Below are 16,882 nucleotides of genomic sequence, written 5' to 3' on the forward strand. Positions count from 1 at the left end.
GTTATTAAAACTTGTTAATAAGGGGAGAAAGTCATGTTCAAGGTAAGACAAGCAACTGAAAAAGATGTTGTTCAAATTAGAGATGTCGCAACTAAAGCTTGGTTTAATACATACTTAAATATATACGCTGCGACAACAGTTAATCACTTGTTAGAAGCTTCATATAATGAACATCATTTAAAGAAAAGACTTCAAGAACAATTATTCTTAGTCGTTGAAGAAGGTAATGACATCGTTGGCTTTGCTAACTTTATTTACGGTGAAGAATTATATTTATCAGCTCATTATGTTAAACCAGAATCGCAACATACAGGTTATGGTACAGCATTGTTAAATGAAGGATTATCACGTTTTGAAGATAAATTTGAAGGTGTTTACTTAGAAGTAGATAATAAAAATGAAGAAGCAGTAGCTTACTATAAAGAGCAAGGTTTTACAATCTTACGCTCTTATGAGCCAGAAATGTATGGCGAAAAGTTAGACTTAGCACTTATGTACAAAGCATTTTAAGTAAATTAAATATTATATTAAACGAAAAGGAGGGGAATAATGACTAACGCATATGTAGATTTAAAATTAGTAGAAGAAAAAGTTTTTAAAGACCCGATACATCGATATATTCATGTTGAAGATCAATTGATATGGGATTTAATTAAAACTAAGGAATTCCAAAGGTTACGTCGAATTAGACAACTAGGAACACTGTACCTATCTTTTCACACAGCAGAACATAGTCGCTTTGGACATTCTTTAGGTGTGTATGAAATAGTTAGACGATTAATTGATGAGTCATTTATTGGTCATGATGCATGGGACAATAAAGATAGACCGTTGGCATTATGTGCTGCATTATTACATGATTTAGGACATGGTCCATTTTCACATAGTTTTGAAAAAATATTTAATACAGACCATGAAGCATACACACAAGCGATTATTACTGGAGATACTGAGGTGAATGCTGTATTACGTAAAGTGGCGCCTGAGTTTCCAAGAGAAGTTGCGGAAGTAATTAATAAAACGCATCATAATAAATTGGTCATTTCGATGATTTCTTCACAAATCGATGCGGATAGAATGGATTATTTACAACGTGATGCGTATTTCACAGGTGTATCATATGGTGCTTTTGATATGGAACGTATTTTAAGATTAATGCGACCTTCTAAAGATGAAGTACTAATTAAAGAAAGTGGTATGCATGCAGTTGAAAACTTTATTATGAGTCGTTATCAAATGTATTGGCAAATTTATTTCCACCCAGTTAGTCGTGGTGGAGAAGTGCTGCTTAATAATTGTTTGAAACGCGCAAAACAGCTTTATAATGAAGGCTATGAATTTAAGTTGCATCCACATGATTTTATTCCATTTTTTGAAGAGACAGTTACGATTGAACAATATGTTGAACTCGATGAAGCGGTAGTTACGTATTATTTGGAAAAATGGACAAAAGAAGATGATGCTATTTTAAGTGATTTAGCAAGTCGATTTATTAATCGAGACTTATTTAAATATATTCCATTTGATGGCTCAATTATTACAATATCAGAACTGCAAGAACTGTTTGAAGCAGGTGGTATTAATCCAGATTATTATTTTGTGAGTGAAGCATTTTCGGATTTGCCATATGACTATGATCGACCTGGGTCAAATCGCAAACCGATTCATTTATTAAGACAAGATGGTACGATTAGAGAAATAAGCAATCAATCTTTAGTCATTCATAGTATTACAGGCATTAATCGCCAAGACTATAAATTATATTATCCTAGAGAAATGGTTGCAAAGATTAAAGATAAGACAATTAGAGAAGCTATTGAAAATTTGATTAATGAGCTTAATTAAAAAGGGCTAAAATTGTTATCGTTAAATATGGAGGTTATATCATTGTCTGAGAAAAAAGGCTTTAATTTTAATATCATAAAAAATGACCCTCTAGATGGTCATAAAGGTACAAATATTGGTTCAATTAGCTTAGACAATATTGCACCAGTTTTTATCGATGTTGCTAACAAAGAAGCATTTATTGATATTGGAGGCATGCATGCTCGCGCCAAAGTTGAAAAAGGCGTGAAATGGATTACTGATAAAGCTGCTGTTGAAGGCGATGAAGCTAAAGAATATTGGTTGTGTTGGGTAACAACAGAACGTAATGAACAAGGACCATATTATGCTGGTTTAACAGCGTGCTATTTATTAGTGAATAAAGCAATTCGTCGTGGTTATAAAAGTATGCCTGAACATGTTAATATGATGGATAAATCAATGAAACATCATATTATCATTGATCAAATTGGTGACGAGAATAAAGCTATTTTAAAAGACTTTTTAATGAACCATGATGAAGGTATGTGGAAGCATTCTTCTGATGCTTTACATCAAGCATTTAATTAAATATTAGAAACTAAAATTTCCCAATTAATCTATAAAGATATGATTCATTTCTCAATGACGACGTAAATCTTGAGGTGAAAATAAAGTCTTAGATTGATTGGGAGTTTTTTTAATTTTTTTGAAATTAAATTAATCTGTAGTTAATAAAAAATTTGAATAACTGACACATTTTTTTGATCATAGCTATATACTTTGTGAATTAATTCACATTATAATAAGAGTGAAGATAAGAGTATTATAAATTATCTTTAAATAAATATATGTGAAGTAAAAATTACACGTTAGCATATCGATTATGTCATTTCTTTTAACATATTAACTAGGGAAACGTTAAAAGTTAACGGTTGATATCTAACTAAAAACAAGGTCACAGTAGTATGTTTTAATCTGGCGTCTATTACAAATAAAAATTACATCTATAATTATTCGTTTTCTTTTTTGAAAGTAATAGCCAATTAATATCATACATACTGGAGTGACTATAAGGAGGACATTATTATGAGAGCAGCAGTTGTAACGAAAGATCACAAAGTAAGTATTGAGGACAAAAAGATAAGAGCTTTAAAACCTGGTGAAGCGTTGGTACAAACGGAATATTGTGGCGTTTGTCATACCGATTTACATGTTAAGAATGCTGATTTTGGTGATGTTACAGGCGTTACTTTAGGTCATGAAGGTATTGGTAAAGTCATCGAAGTTGCGGAAGATGTAGAATCATTAAAAATTGGAGACCGTGTGTCTATCGCTTGGATGTTCGAAAGCTGTGGAAGATGTGAATATTGTACAACAGGTCGTGAAACACTTTGCCGTAGTGTGAAAAATGCTGGTTATACAGTAGATGGTGCAATGGCTGAACAAGTTATTGTTACTGCAGACTATGCTGTGAAAGTACCTGAAAAATTAGATCCAGCAGCAGCGTCTTCTATTACATGCGCAGGTGTGACAACTTATAAAGCTGTAAAAGTAAGTAATGTAAAACCTGGACAATGGTTAGGTGTTTTTGGTATAGGTGGTTTAGGTAACCTAGCTTTACAATATGCTAAAAACGTTATGGGGGCTAAAATTGTTGCCTTCGACATCAATGATGATAAATTAGCATTCGCGAAAGAATTAGGTGCTGATGCTATTATTAATTCTAAAGATGTTGATCCAGTTGCAGAAGTTATGAAATTAACTGATAACAAAGGATTAGATGCAACAGTGGTAACTTCAGTTGCTAAGACGCCATTTAACCAAGCGGTTGATGTTGTAAAAGCTGGTGCAAGAGTTGTTGCTGTTGGTTTACCTGTTGATAAAATGAACTTAGATATCCCAAGATTAGTGCTTGACGGTATTGAAGTAGTAGGTTCACTTGTTGGTACAAGACAAGACTTACGTGAAGCGTTTGAATTTGCTGCTGAAAATAAAGTAACACCTAAAGTTCAATTAAGAAAATTAGAAGAAATCAATGATATTTTTGAAGAAATGGAAAATGGTACTATAACTGGTAGAATGGTTATTAAATTTTAAAAATATTAATTGATTAAATATAGATGAAGAAGGTAGTGCTCTGAACACTATCATTATAATCAAACACGAGGTTTTCATGAAAGATAGTGAAAATCTCGTGTTTTTTGGTTTTGAGGTGTTGTTTGTATTTTATAAAATGGCTTACATATATGAAGCGTTGATTAAGTATGGAATTGTTAATTAATTGAACCTATTTAGCTTTAAGAAGGCATAACAAGATGACCTTATTTTATGCTATAATATTTCTATTATGCGAAGATTAAGGTGAGTAGTAAATTGGATAAAAAAGTAAGTATTCAAACAAAGCAAGTGTTGAAACAGCACAACGAAAAAGAAAAATTTGAATTTACTACTGAAGGAACTTGGCAACAAAGGCAATCTAACTTTATTCGGTATGTAGAACAAATTGAGGATGCAACAGTTAATGTTACAATAAAAGTGGATGATGATAGCGTTAAGTTGATTCGTAAAGGCGACATTAATATGAATTTGCATTTTGTTGAAGGACAAACGACAACAACTTTTTACGATATATCGGCTGGACGAATTCCACTAGAAGTTAAAACATTACGCATTTTACATTTCGTAAGTGGAGACGGTGGCAAGCTAAAGATTCATTATGAATTATATCAAGATAATGAAAAAATGGGTTCTTATCAATATGAAATTAACTATAAGGAGATAGGCGAATGAATATTATTGATCAAGTGAAACAAACATTAGTAGAAGAAATTGCAGCAAGTATTAACAAAGCAGGATTAGCAGATGAGATTCCTGATATTAAAATTGAAGTTCCTAAAGATACAAAAAATGGAGATTATGCTACTAATATTGCGATGGTACTGACTAAGATTGCAAAGCGTAATCCTCGTGAAATTGCTCAAGCGATTGTTGATAACTTAGATACTGAAAAAGCACATGTAAAACAAATTGACATTGCTGGTCCAGGATTCATTAATTTTTACTTAGATAATCAGTATTTAACAGCAATTATTCCTGAAGCAATTGAAAAAGGTGATCAATTTGGACATGTAAATGAATCAAAAGGGCAAAATGTATTGCTTGAGTATGTTTCAGCTAACCCTACAGGAGATTTACATATTGGTCATGCTAGAAATGCAGCAGTTGGTGATGCTTTAGCTAATATTTTAACTGCAGCTGGCTATAATGTAACACGTGAATATTATATTAATGATGCTGGTAATCAAATTACTAACTTAGCGCGTTCGATTGAAACACGTTTCTTTGAAGCTTTAGGTGACAATAGTTATTCAATGCCAGAAGATGGCTATAATGGAAAAGATATTATTGAAATAGGTAAAGATTTAGCAGAGAAACACCCTGAAATTAAAGATTATTCTGAAGAAGCACGTTTGAAAGAATTTAGAAAATTAGGCGTAGAATACGAAATGGCTAAATTGAAAAATGATTTAGCAGAGTTCAATACGCATTTTGATAATTGGTTTAGTGAAACATCTTTATATGAAAAAGGCGAAATTCTTGAAGTTTTAGCAAAAATGAAAGAATTAGGTTATACGTATGAAGCTGATGGCGCTACATGGTTACGTACAACTGATTTTAAAGACGACAAAGACAGAGTATTAATTAAAAATGACGGTACATATACGTATTTCTTACCAGATATTGCGTACCACTTCGATAAAGTTAAACGTGGTAATGACATTTTAATCGATTTATTTGGTGCTGATCATCATGGTTATATTAATCGTTTGAAAGCATCTCTTGAAACGTTTGGTGTAGATAGTAATCGTTTAGAAATTCAAATCATGCAAATGGTTCGTTTAATGGAAAATGGTAAAGAAGTGAAGATGAGTAAACGTACTGGTAATGCCATTACATTAAGAGAAATTATGGACGAAGTTGGCGTTGACGCTGCACGTTATTTCTTAACTATGCGTAGTCCTGATAGTCACTTTGATTTTGATATGGAATTAGCGAAAGAGCAATCTCAAGATAACCCAGTTTATTATGCTCAATATGCTCACGCACGTATTTGTTCAATTTTAAAACAAGCAAAAGAGCAAGGTATTGAAGTGACTGCTGCGAATGATTTTACAACGATTACTAATGAAAAAGCGATTGAATTGTTGAAAAAAGTAGCTGATTTCGAACCTACAATTGAAAGTGCTGCTGAGCATAGATCGGCACATAGAATTACTAATTATATTCAAGATTTAGCTTCTCATTTCCATAAATTCTATAATGCTGAAAAAGTGTTAACAGATGATATTGAAAAAACAAAAGCACATGTTGCTATGATTGAAGCGGTTAGAATTACATTGAAAAATGCATTGGCAATGGTCGGTGTAAGCGCACCTGAATCAATGTAAGAACATTTATATACACTCCAACGTAGAGTTTCTCGAAAGATACTTTGTGTTGGAGTGTTTTTAATTAGGTATGTGACATATTGGGGAATGCTTAGTATGTGAATAAGGTTAAGAGAACGCAGTTGGCTTGCTTGCGCACAACTGCATAAGAGAGCCTGAGACATAAATTAATGTTCTATGCTCTACAAAGTTATAATGGCAGTAGTTGACTGAACGAAAATTCGCTTGTAACAAGCTTTTTTCAATTCTAGTCAACCTTGCCGGGGTGGGACGACGAAATAAATTTTACGATAATATCATTTCTGTCCCACTCCCTCTAAAAGGAGGATGTAAATGTTAGGAACTGATGAATTGTATAAATTGTTATATAGGCATATGGGACCGCAAAATTGGTGGCCTGCTGATAATGACATTGAAATGATGTTAGGTGCAATTTTAGTTCAAAATACTAGATGGCGAAATGCAGAAATTGCATTGAATCAGATTAAAGAACACACGCATTTTAATCCAAATCATATATTAGAACTATCTATTGAAACGTTACAATCATTGATACATTCAAGTGGTTTTTATAAAAGTAAATCACTGACGATTAAAACATTATTAACATGGTTAGCACGACATCATTTCAATTATCAAGAGATTAATGAGCGATATAAAGGTGAATTAAGAAAAGAATTATTATCTTTGAAAGGTATTGGAAGTGAAACAGCAGATGTCTTACTTGTTTATATATTCGGACGCATTGTATTTATTCCAGATAGCTATACAAGAAAAATATATGATAAGTTAGGATATGAAAACACTAAAAGTTATGATCAATTAAAAAAAGTAGTCACATTACCAAATCATTTTACAAATCAAGATGCTAATGAATTTCATGCTCTGTTAGATGTATTTGGTAAACATTACTTTAGAGACAAAGATATAAAGAATTATGATTTTTTAGAACCTTACTTTAAAAAGTAAACGCTGTGAAGTTAGATAGATGAGTTTATATGAAATATAAAAAATAATTTACTATTTTCTTTTAGTATGTGGACTTATATAATAAATAGAAGCATATAAAGTGAAAAACAGTTGGATGCTTGGGCACAACTGCATAAATCCCTCTAATCGCTAAAGGTGAAGAGGAACGCAGTTGGATGCTACCGCGCAACTGCATAAAAGCCTCTAATCACTAAAGGTGAAGAGGAACGCAGTTGGATGCTAAGGCACAACTGCATAAAAGCCTCTAATCGCTAAAGATGAAGAGGAACGCAGTTGGATGCTACCGCACAACTGCATAAATCCCTCTAATCGCTAAAGCGAAAAGTGGGATTAAAAAGGAGATGTGATAATGTGAAGAAATCGTTAATTGCTTTTATTTTGATTTTTATGCTTGTCCTGAGTGGCTGTGGTATGAAAGATAATCATAAACAAGGTAGCGATGATAATGGCTCGTCTAAATCGCCGTACCATAGAATTGTTTCGTTAATGCCTAGTAATACTGAAATTTTATATGAATTAGGATTAGGTAAATACATAGTTGGTGTTTCAACGGTTGATGATTATCCAAAAGATGTGAAAAAGGGTAAGAAACAATTTGATGCTTTGAATCTAAATAAAGAGGAACTTTTAAAGGCAAAGCCAGATCTAATTCTTGCGCATGAGTCGCAAAAGGCAACTGCTAATAAAGTATTGTCATCATTAGAGAAACAAGGCATCAAAGTAGTATATGTTAAAGATGCACAATCAATTGATGAAACTTACAACACATTTAAGCAAATTGGGAAATTAACGCATCATGATAAGCAGGCTGAACAACTTGTTGAGGAAACTAAAGATAATATCGATAAAGTCATAGATTCAATTCCTGCTCATCATAAAAAATCAAAAGTATTTATTGAGGTTTCATCAAAGCCTGAAATATATACAGCAGGGAAGCATACATTTTTCAATGATATGTTAGAAAAATTAGAAGCCCAAAATGTGTATAGTGACATTAATGGTTGGAACCCTGTAACGAAGGAAAGTATTATTAAAAAGAACCCAGATATATTAATTTCGACGGAAGCTAAGACAAGATCAGATTATATGGATATCATCAAAAAAAGAGGTGGATTCAATAAAATTAATGCTGTCAAGAATACACGTATTGAAGTTGTAAATGGTGATGAAGTATCAAGACCAGGTCCACGTATTGATGAAGGATTAAAAGAATTAAGAGATGCAATTTATAGAAAATAAACCATTCTAATTATGCCCCTTATTGCTACATGTAAAAAAATACATGTTTGAGATAAGGGGTTTTTAAAATATATTTAGTGAATGATAGCAACGCGAGTATGTGATTGCTATAATGAATGTAATTATCGATGAAAGAAAAGAGAATGCTATGACATTTAATAAAGTATTATTGAGCTGGATAGTCATATTGATTATAACAACTAGCATATATCTATTTTGGCAGTTGGGCGATATCAATGATGTATTTAACCAGTCTATTCTAATCAATGTTAGATTACCGAGATTATTAGAAGCATTGTTGACAGGTATGATATTAACTGTTGCAGGCCTTATATTTCAAACAGTTTTAAATAATGCATTGGCAGATAGCTTTACATTAGGATTGGCAAGCGGCGCTACATTTGGTTCAGGATTAGCATTATTTTTAGGTTTAACAACGTTATGGATTCCTGTATTTTCAATAACATTTAGTTTGATAACATTAATAACTGTATTAGTCATTACGTCGGTATTGAGCCAAGGCTATCCAGTTAGAATCTTAATATTAAGTGGTTTAATGATTGATGCGTTATTCAATTCACTTCTATATTTTTTGATTTTATTAAAACCTCGCAAATTAAATACAATTGCCAATTATCTGTTTGGTGGTTTTGGTGATGCAGAATACTCAAATGTATCCATAATAGCAATCACATTTATCATTGCACTGTTTGGTATATTTATCATTCTTAATCAACTAAAGTTATTGCAATTAGGAGAACTAAAAAGTCAGTCACTAGGCTTAAATGTTCAATTGATTACATATATCGCGTTATGTATAGCTTCTATGATAACGGCGATAAATGTCGCATATGTTGGCATCATTGGATTCATTGGTATGGTGATACCACAACTCATTAGAAAATGGCAGTGGAAACAATCATTAGGAAGACAATTGGCTTTGAATATTGTAATTGGAGGACAAATAATGGTTATGGCAGATTTTATTGGTAGCCATATACTGTCACCAGTACAAATACCGGCAAGCATTATTATTGCATTAATTGGTATACCAGTGTTATTTTACATGCTAATATCTCAGTCGAAACGGTTACACTAGCACATGACATTTGCTAAAATAAAAATAACTATAAACATAAAGAGGGCATAAGCGATGGATTTGAATCAAATTAAAGCAGTTGTATTTGATTTAGAAGGTACGTTGTTGGACAGAGTTAAATCTCGAGAGAAATTTATCGAAGAGCAATATGAACGATTTCATGACTACTTAATTCATGTTCAACTGGCAGATTTTAAAAAAGCATTTATTGAGCTAGATGACGATGAAGATAATGATAAACCTGATTTATATAAAGAAATCATTAAACGTTTCCATGTAGATAGGTTAACTTGGAAAGACTTATTTAATGATTTTGAAATGCATTTTTATCGTTATGTATTTCCTTATTACGATACTTTGTATACACTAGAAAAGCTATCGCAAAAAGGCTTTCAAATTGGTGTTATCGCAAATGGTAAATCTAAGATTAAACAATTTCGATTACATTCACTTGGTTTGATGCATGTTATTAATTATTTATCAACATCAGAAACAGTTGGTTTTCGTAAACCACATCCTAAAATTTTTGAAGATATGATTGATCAACTAGGGGTATTACCTGAGCAAATTATGTATGTTGGCGATGATGCGTTAAATGATGTAGCTCCAGCACGAGCTATGGGCATGGTTAGTGTATGGTATAAACAAGAAGATGCTGAAATTGAACCACTCGAAGAAGAAGTTGATTTTACAATTACAACAGTGGAAGAATTATTAACCATTTTACCAATAAAAAATGATAATAAAGGAGAAAATTATGGATCTATTTACTAGAAAAGATGGAACATCGATACATTACAGTACATTAGGTGAAGGCTATCCTATCGTATTGATTCATACTGTACTTGATAATTATTCTGTGTTTAATAAATTAGCAGCAGAATTAGCAAAATCATTTCAAGTTGTGTTAATTGATTTACGTGGACATGGCTATTCTGATAAACCTCGTCACATTGAAATAAAAGATTTTTCTGATGACATTGTTGAATTACTTAAATATTTATATATTGAAGAAGTTGCATTTGTATGCCATGAAATGGGTGGAATCATTGGTGCGGATATTTCAGTACGTTATCCTGAATTTACATCATCACTTACGTTGGTAAATCCAACATCTATTGAAGGTGAATTACCGGAAGAACGTTTATTTAGAAAATATGCCCATATTATTCGAAACTGGGATCCTGAAAAACAAGATAAATTTTTAAATAAGCGTAAGTATTATCGTCCGAGAAAAATGAATCGATTCCTCAAACATGTCGTAGATACAAATGAAATATCAACTAAAGAAGAAATTCAAGCAGTTAAAGAGGTATTCAAAAACGCTGATATTTCTCAAACTTATAGAAATGTCGTAGTACCGACAAAAATTATTGCAGGAGAATTCGGTGAAAGAACAACAAGATTAGAAGCTAAAGAAGTAGCTGATTTAATCCAAAATGCGGACTTTGAAGTATATCAAGAATCAAGTGCATTCCCATTTGTTGAAGAGCAAGAAAGATTCGTCGAAGATACAGCTTCATTTATCAACAAACATCACGATGAAAAGCATGTTTAATTTTTAGTGATAAGTGAAATTTAAAAGTAGTAATTATTATTTGTAATATAATTGTAATATGACTGTTGTTTTAGAAATGATTGTTGTATAATGGTTGTGAGCACAAGACGATATAAATAAAAGGAGAGAGTGCTTATGAAAAAGCTACTAACGGCAAGTATAATTGCATGTTCTGTTGTAATGGGAGTAGGCTTAGTGAACACTAGTGCCGAAGCAGCAAGTGGCAACTCTATTGATACTGTTAAACAATTAATTAAGGGTGATCAGTCATTAGAAAATGTGAAAATTGGCGAATCTATTAAAGATGTTTTAACTAAGTACAAAAATCCGATGTATTCTTACAATGAAGATGGAACTGAACATTATTACGAATTCCATACTAAAAAAGGTATGTTATTAGTAACTACTGATGGTAAGAAAAACAATGGTAAAGTAACTCATATTTCAATGATGTATAATGATGCTAATGGTCCAACATATCAAGCTGTTAAAAATTATGTTGGCAAAGCAGTAACACATACGGAATATAGCAAAGTTGCTGGTAATTTTGGATATATTGAAAAAGGCAAAACGACTTATCAATTTGCCTCAGCACCAAAAGATAAAAACATAAAATTATATCGTATTGATTTGGAAAAATAATAATTAAATTAATCGTGCTTAACCGACAAGTTAAATCGCAATACTTGTCGGTTATTTTATTACATGGCATAATACAGTGAATATTAATTTTTATGATTTGCGAAGGGGATATTAAACCAATACAATAAATAAAGATGTTTCATTTTAAAGGAGTACTACCAATGCGTATTAACGATAAAATTTTACTAGAAAATATAGAAGATTACTTTAATCATAAAGGTTTATCACCGCATTTGATTGATGATATTAAAGAGAAAGTAATTACTGATATAAAAAATTCTGAAAAGAAAGATCAAGATTATATTGAATATAAAAGAAAATCTCCAGCACAAATCATATTAATGATTCAAAGGAATTTGTTTGCTTTACAAATGAATCCAGTTATTTTCTTTATTATAAATTTCATTCTCATATCCTATTTATATGATAAACAGTATGTTCAGTTTCAAGCTATTACTGGAATGAGTCTATTTTATTGTTTAGTGATTTTTCCAATGACTATTGTTGTATACCTAAGAGTGTCTCAAAAGAATTACTTGCGTAGTAATAAAATAGAAATGATTATGGGTACAATTATCGCTATCATATCCTTGTTATTAATTATATTACAAGCATTTAATATTACTTGGGGCGTTATACCAATTACAAATTTTGGACATCAATTTTTCTTTTTCATTGGTATTATTTTAGTAATTGCCGCATATTTTATAAGCGACTTGAGTTTTCGGGAATCGGCTTATTATTTTGTCAAAAAACCGTCGATGCAATGATTCATAATCCACAATCAGCCCAGATTTTTTCATTAATTATATGGATATTATTAGTAGTTCTAGTTATATATTTCACAATTAGATTATCTTCACGTACAAGATTATAAATATGATAAAACTATTCACTTGATTAATTGTATTAATTGAGATGAATAGTTTTTTTATTGTTGGAATAACTTTTGGTAATTTATAAATAATTTAAAAAAATTTTTTATAAAATGGAAGCGTATATAGAATGAAGGTTGGGTATATAGTTTATTGAGGGAGGTGTCACAATGAATAAAGTCACAATTAATCCTCAAATCCAATTAACTTATCAAATTGAAGGTAAAGGGGATCCTATAATATTACTTCATGGATTGGATGGTAATTTAGCTGGATTTGAAGATTTGCAACATCAACTAGCATCATCATATAATGTACTTACTTACGATTTAAGAGGTCATGGCAAGTCTTCTAAAAGTGAATCATACGATTTAAACGATCACGTTGAGGATTTAAAAATTCTAATGGAGAAGTTAAATATTCATGAGGCACATATTCTAGGACATGATTTAGGTGGGGTAGTTGCTAAGTTATTTACAGATAAATATGCTTATCGTGTAAAATCATTAACTACCATTGCATCGAAGAAAGATGACTTAATACACAGCTTTACTCAATTGTTAATACAATATCAAGATGATATAGCGGGTTTTAATAAGTCTGAAGCGTATATTCTTTTATTTTCTAAATTGTTTAGAAATCAAGAGAAGACGATGAAATGGTATCAAAAACAAAGAATATATAGCACTAAGTCTGAGGATGATAGTGCGGTGGCAATTCGTTCATTAATTTTGCATAAAGATGAACCTATGTATTTAAAAAAACGTACATGTGTACCTACTTTGTTAATTAATGGGGAACATGATCCTTTGATTAAAGATAAAAATCATTTTAAATTGGAAGCGCATTTTTTAAATGTTACGAAAAAAATCTTCGAACATTCAGGACATGCACCGCATATTGAAGAACCAGAAGCATTTATGAATTATTATTTAAATTTTTTAAAAAGCGTATCATAATATGTGATATATAAACCTAGGGCATAAAGTCCTTAGGCAATGTGAAAAAGCTGATTACTATTCATTATTTGATAGAAATCAGCTTTTTTTGAAATGTATTTGATATATACTGCTCGTTATGCGGCTATCTTCCTTATATTAAGTGCCATTAGTGCAAAACCTCTTAACAATTAGGTAAAAAGAGCATAAAAAAAGGAAGTTTAATAGAATGTATCATCTATCAAACTTCACCAAATTGCGCTAAACAAAATTATAGTTCAATTTCGTTGTTTGCTTCAGTGATTCGTTTATTTACTCGACTCAATAATGATTCGATTTTTTTACGTTGTTGTGCATTAACAAGAATTAATACAGTTCTTTCATCATGCTCATTACGTTTTTTATCGAAGTAATCTTCTTGAGATAAAATTTTAACTGCTTTAACAACTTGTGGTTGTTTGTAGTTTAAATGATTAATAATATCTTTAAGATAGTATTCTTTCTCTTTGTTTTCGCTGATGTATGTCAATACAGCGAATTCTTCAAAGCTAATTGAAAATTCCTTTTTAATTAAACTTTTTAATTTGTCAGCATAAGTGACCATTGATAACAACTCAAAGCAATCATTGATTTTTGTAATTGCCATGTTTAAAACCTCCCTATTTGATGCATCTTGCTCGATACATTTGCCCGATAATATATTGATATCTAATCTTTATTTATTATAGATATGTTAGTCATAATTTTGCATTAAATAAGTTTTATTAAATATATTTAATGCTCTATTATTTAGTTAATTATAACTAATTAAAAATGAGAAGTAAACAAAAAAGTGTTTATAAAACAAATTATTCATTAGACACAGTGATTGTATTTCTGGGTTAGCATTTGGTTTAGTCAAAAATATCAGCATTTTTTATAATTTACCTTAATTTAATCGTCAGTATAAGGTAATTTATTTTATGAAACGATTTAGCGCAATTAAATGTTTCAATATTCAATGTGTATCTAAAGTGATTCATTGTCATAGCTTAACGCTTTCAAGTTAACTTCTTCTAATATTTATACCCATTTTTCGAACTTTTATCACTAAAAAAGAAAAATTTTTATAATTTTTTTAATTTAGTAATTCCCAGTGCAGTTTTAATGATAAGGAAAACACACTAATTTAGTGATTAAAACCAATCTATAGCACGTTAAAGTGTCTATACGTTATTCCGATTGATAACGGGTAACAAATAATAGAAAGTACGATAATTGATCATACGTTATAGCACCTTTATTTTTCAAACTCGACTCAATGAATGAATTAAAGTTGTGCATTTTGACTTATTTTTAATTAATTGAATAACCAACTATGAAATATTAGCACGAATAACATAATTTTTGCTATTAATTTGGTATAAATTATTAAAAAACAACATTAATTTAGGTCTTAAGAATGAGTTGACTATCGAATTTGCTAAATTAAAATTTGTTGTGTCAAAGCATACTACCCATATTAGTACTTATTAAAACTAATTTAGACCACAAAAAAATAGCTTATCACTTTTAAAAATAATTACAAGTTAAAATGATAAGCTAAAAGTTAATTTAAAATAATCTTAAAAGTATAATGCCTGTCAAAATACATAATAGACCAATAGTTTTTCTGGATGTCATTGCTATTTTAGGTGAACCAAATAATCCAAAGTGATCTATCAATATGCCCATTAGAATCTGACCAAACATCCCAATAAGTGTTGTTAATGCTGCACCCATATGAGGCATTAAGATAATGTTAGCTGTTACAAAAGCCATGCCTAGTATACCGCCAGTAAAATAGATAGGTTTTAGTTTGCCGAATTTCAAATGATATGTATTTAGTTTTAAAGAACGATTAAAAATAGCGGTTAAAATCAATAGCGTTATTGACCCAATTGTAAATGATACTAATGATGCAAAGGCTGGTGAATGAGTATGACTTGCTAAAGCACTATTAATTGTCGTTTGAATAGGTGGAAAGAAACCAAAAATAAATCCTAATAGAAGCCAAAACAGTAAATACTTTTGATCAGTTAGTAATAAATTATTCTTGTTAAATTGATTCATTATGACGATACCGATAATGAGTAACAATACACCAATTGCTTTAATTAAATTAAAATCATGAATTGTAGCACCAAATAAGCCAAATGTATCAATTATGACACCCATAATAATTTGACCCGCAACTGTTGCAATTACAGTTAATGTTGCACCTAATTTTGGCAATAACAATAAATTGCCAGTTAAAAAGCTAACCCCAAGCAAACCACCGACTATCCATGTATTGTTAAATGATTGATTATTGTAAAAGTGAATAGTAAATACTTCTGGATTGATAATGATATTTAAAATAATTAAACAAATTGTTCCAACTGAAAATGAAATGAATGAAGTATAGAAAGGCGATTTAGTATACAGTGATAGTCTTGAATTGACAGATGTTTGGATAGGAATAAGCATTCCAACTAGGACACCAATGATATAGAAAAGAAGCATATGAATAAAGTCTCACTTTCCAAAGTTAATAATAAAAATCATATGTATACATTATCATTATAGAGAAAATATACAACTCATTTACAATAATGTTGAAAAAAACAGGGCATTAACACAACAAAAACACCCTAGACAATCATCATGAAAGTCTAGGGTGTTAGTATTTATACTAAATTAATTGCGCTTTCTTTATATCTATTTCTTTGCTTCAAATAAAACGGTCGTCGTTTTATCAATAATTTGAGCAGAATGTACTTTGGTGATAGCGCCACTATTTGACTTTATAATATTTAAATCTACTAATGCATTCATACTATCACGTGCAACTTGCTCGGTTACGATGTTGTTTAATTGTGGTAATTGCAATTTGACAGGTTTGTCTAGTGAAGATTTAAAACTTAATTCAAGTGTTTTGGTCATGAAAGTGTCCTCCTGATTAAATTGATACAGATTTGATGACTTCGATGTTGTTGTATGTTTCTCCAGTAAGTCGTTCGATAAGTTTGCTAAATGTTTTAATTTGGTCGTTTGATACTTCAGGATTAATATTGGCGAATCGACGCTTAAATTCTGTTTGTTTACCATTTGTATCTAGTTTTGTAAATGATAATACAATTGTAATGTGATTTGTTTTACTCATATTTTAAAACCTCCTTTCACACTATATATCGAAAGAAAAAAATAATTGGGTTAATTTTATTATTCTTGTTTAAATTCTATAAAAAAGGTTATAATTATATGTGACTTAAATACTTAATGTTTAT

The 16,882-nt window shown here is 30.7% G+C and carries 18 protein-coding genes and 1 pseudogene; 15 read left to right on the forward strand and 4 right to left on the reverse strand.

Features of this window, described 5'->3' with window-relative positions; all coding sequences use genetic code 11:
* Positions 1–33: 33 nt before the first annotated feature.
* The 15 genes and pseudogenes from IDG65_RS00205 to IDG65_RS00275 all read left to right on the forward strand — a co-directional run bounded on the left by IDG65_RS00205 (position 34) and on the right by IDG65_RS00275 (position 13,616).
* Positions 34–510: a GNAT family N-acetyltransferase gene (locus IDG65_RS00205; RefSeq protein ID WP_000477504.1), complete on the forward strand. Its 477-nt coding sequence runs from the start codon at positions 34–36 to the stop codon at positions 508–510.
* A 39-nt stretch (positions 511–549) separates the two neighbouring features.
* Positions 550–1,845, forward strand: coding sequence for an HD domain-containing protein (locus IDG65_RS00210; protein WP_000180230.1), 1,296 nt, complete (start codon positions 550–552; stop codon positions 1,843–1,845).
* A gap of 27 nt (positions 1,846–1,872) precedes the next feature.
* The gene (locus tag IDG65_RS00215) at positions 1,873–2,394 is read left to right on the forward strand and encodes a YwhD family protein (protein ID WP_001788287.1); all 522 of its coding nucleotides are present in this window, start codon (positions 1,873–1,875) and stop codon (positions 2,392–2,394) included.
* A gap of 498 nt (positions 2,395–2,892) precedes the next feature.
* Positions 2,893–3,903, forward strand: coding sequence for an alcohol dehydrogenase AdhP (gene adhP / locus IDG65_RS00220; protein ID WP_001200743.1), 1,011 nt, complete (start codon positions 2,893–2,895; stop codon positions 3,901–3,903).
* A gap of 76 nt (positions 3,904–3,979) precedes the next feature.
* On the forward strand, positions 3,980–4,087 hold the full coding sequence (locus IDG65_RS00225; protein ID WP_000655099.1) for a hypothetical protein: 108 nt from the start codon (positions 3,980–3,982) through the stop codon (positions 4,085–4,087).
* Positions 4,088–4,179: 92 nt separating this feature from the next.
* A complete protein-coding gene (locus IDG65_RS00230; protein ID WP_000359086.1) occupies positions 4,180–4,596 on the forward strand; it encodes a YwiB family protein in 417 nt (138 codons plus the stop codon).
* Complete coding sequence (gene argS / locus IDG65_RS00235) at positions 4,593–6,254, forward strand: arginine--tRNA ligase (RefSeq protein WP_001021145.1); 1,662 nt, start codon at positions 4,593–4,595, stop codon at positions 6,252–6,254. Before IDG65_RS00230 ends, argS begins: the two co-directional genes overlap by 4 nt.
* A 333-nt stretch (positions 6,255–6,587) precedes the next feature.
* On the forward strand, positions 6,588–7,223 hold the full coding sequence (locus IDG65_RS00240) for an endonuclease III domain-containing protein (RefSeq protein ID WP_000901762.1): 636 nt from the start codon (positions 6,588–6,590) through the stop codon (positions 7,221–7,223).
* Positions 7,224–7,595: 372 nt separating this feature from the next.
* Positions 7,596–8,483: an ABC transporter substrate-binding protein gene (locus IDG65_RS00245; RefSeq protein ID WP_000749061.1), complete on the forward strand. Its 888-nt coding sequence runs from the start codon at positions 7,596–7,598 to the stop codon at positions 8,481–8,483.
* A gap of 148 nt (positions 8,484–8,631) precedes the next feature.
* Positions 8,632–9,582 (forward strand): FecCD family ABC transporter permease, encoded by a 951-nt coding sequence (locus tag IDG65_RS00250; protein WP_078151913.1) that lies wholly within the window; start codon positions 8,632–8,634, stop codon positions 9,580–9,582.
* Between the two features lie 54 nt (positions 9,583–9,636).
* A complete protein-coding gene (locus IDG65_RS00255) occupies positions 9,637–10,356 on the forward strand; it encodes an HAD family hydrolase (RefSeq protein ID WP_000365354.1) in 720 nt (239 codons plus the stop codon).
* A complete protein-coding gene (locus tag IDG65_RS00260; protein ID WP_000362969.1) occupies positions 10,340–11,140 on the forward strand; it encodes an alpha/beta fold hydrolase in 801 nt (266 codons plus the stop codon). The genes IDG65_RS00255 and IDG65_RS00260 overlap by 17 nt, the downstream gene beginning before the upstream one ends.
* 135 nt (positions 11,141–11,275) lie before the next feature.
* Positions 11,276–11,782: an SA0570 family protein gene (locus tag IDG65_RS00265; RefSeq protein WP_000735558.1), complete on the forward strand. Its 507-nt coding sequence runs from the start codon at positions 11,276–11,278 to the stop codon at positions 11,780–11,782.
* A 161-nt stretch (positions 11,783–11,943) separates the two neighbouring features.
* Positions 11,944–12,659, forward strand: a pseudogene (locus tag IDG65_RS00270) (hypothetical protein).
* Positions 12,660–12,827: 168 nt separating this feature from the next.
* A complete protein-coding gene (locus tag IDG65_RS00275) occupies positions 12,828–13,616 on the forward strand; it encodes an alpha/beta fold hydrolase (RefSeq protein ID WP_001045427.1) in 789 nt (262 codons plus the stop codon).
* Between the two features lie 250 nt (positions 13,617–13,866).
* On the opposite strand, the gene sarA is transcribed toward IDG65_RS00275, so the two are convergent.
* From sarA to sroA, 4 genes are all read right to left on the reverse strand, one after another.
* Complete coding sequence (sarA, locus tag IDG65_RS00280; protein ID WP_001018677.1) at positions 13,867–14,241, reverse strand: global transcriptional regulator SarA; 375 nt, start codon at positions 14,239–14,241, stop codon at positions 13,867–13,869.
* 947 nt (positions 14,242–15,188) lie between these two features.
* Positions 15,189–16,118: a DMT family transporter gene (locus IDG65_RS00285; protein ID WP_001670285.1), complete on the reverse strand. Its 930-nt coding sequence runs from the start codon at positions 16,116–16,118 to the stop codon at positions 15,189–15,191.
* A 195-nt stretch (positions 16,119–16,313) separates the two neighbouring features.
* Positions 16,314–16,538 (reverse strand): DUF2922 domain-containing protein, encoded by a 225-nt coding sequence (locus tag IDG65_RS00290; RefSeq protein ID WP_000169037.1) that lies wholly within the window; start codon positions 16,536–16,538, stop codon positions 16,314–16,316.
* A gap of 16 nt (positions 16,539–16,554) precedes the next feature.
* A complete protein-coding gene (gene sroA, locus IDG65_RS00295; RefSeq protein WP_000047745.1) occupies positions 16,555–16,758 on the reverse strand; it encodes a sigS mRNA-stabilizing protein SroA in 204 nt (67 codons plus the stop codon).
* Between the last annotated feature and the right edge of the window lie 124 nt (positions 16,759–16,882).

Source organism: Staphylococcus sp. EG-SA-17 (assembly GCF_017151845.1).
Lineage (GTDB): Bacteria > Bacillota > Bacilli > Staphylococcales > Staphylococcaceae > Staphylococcus > Staphylococcus aureus.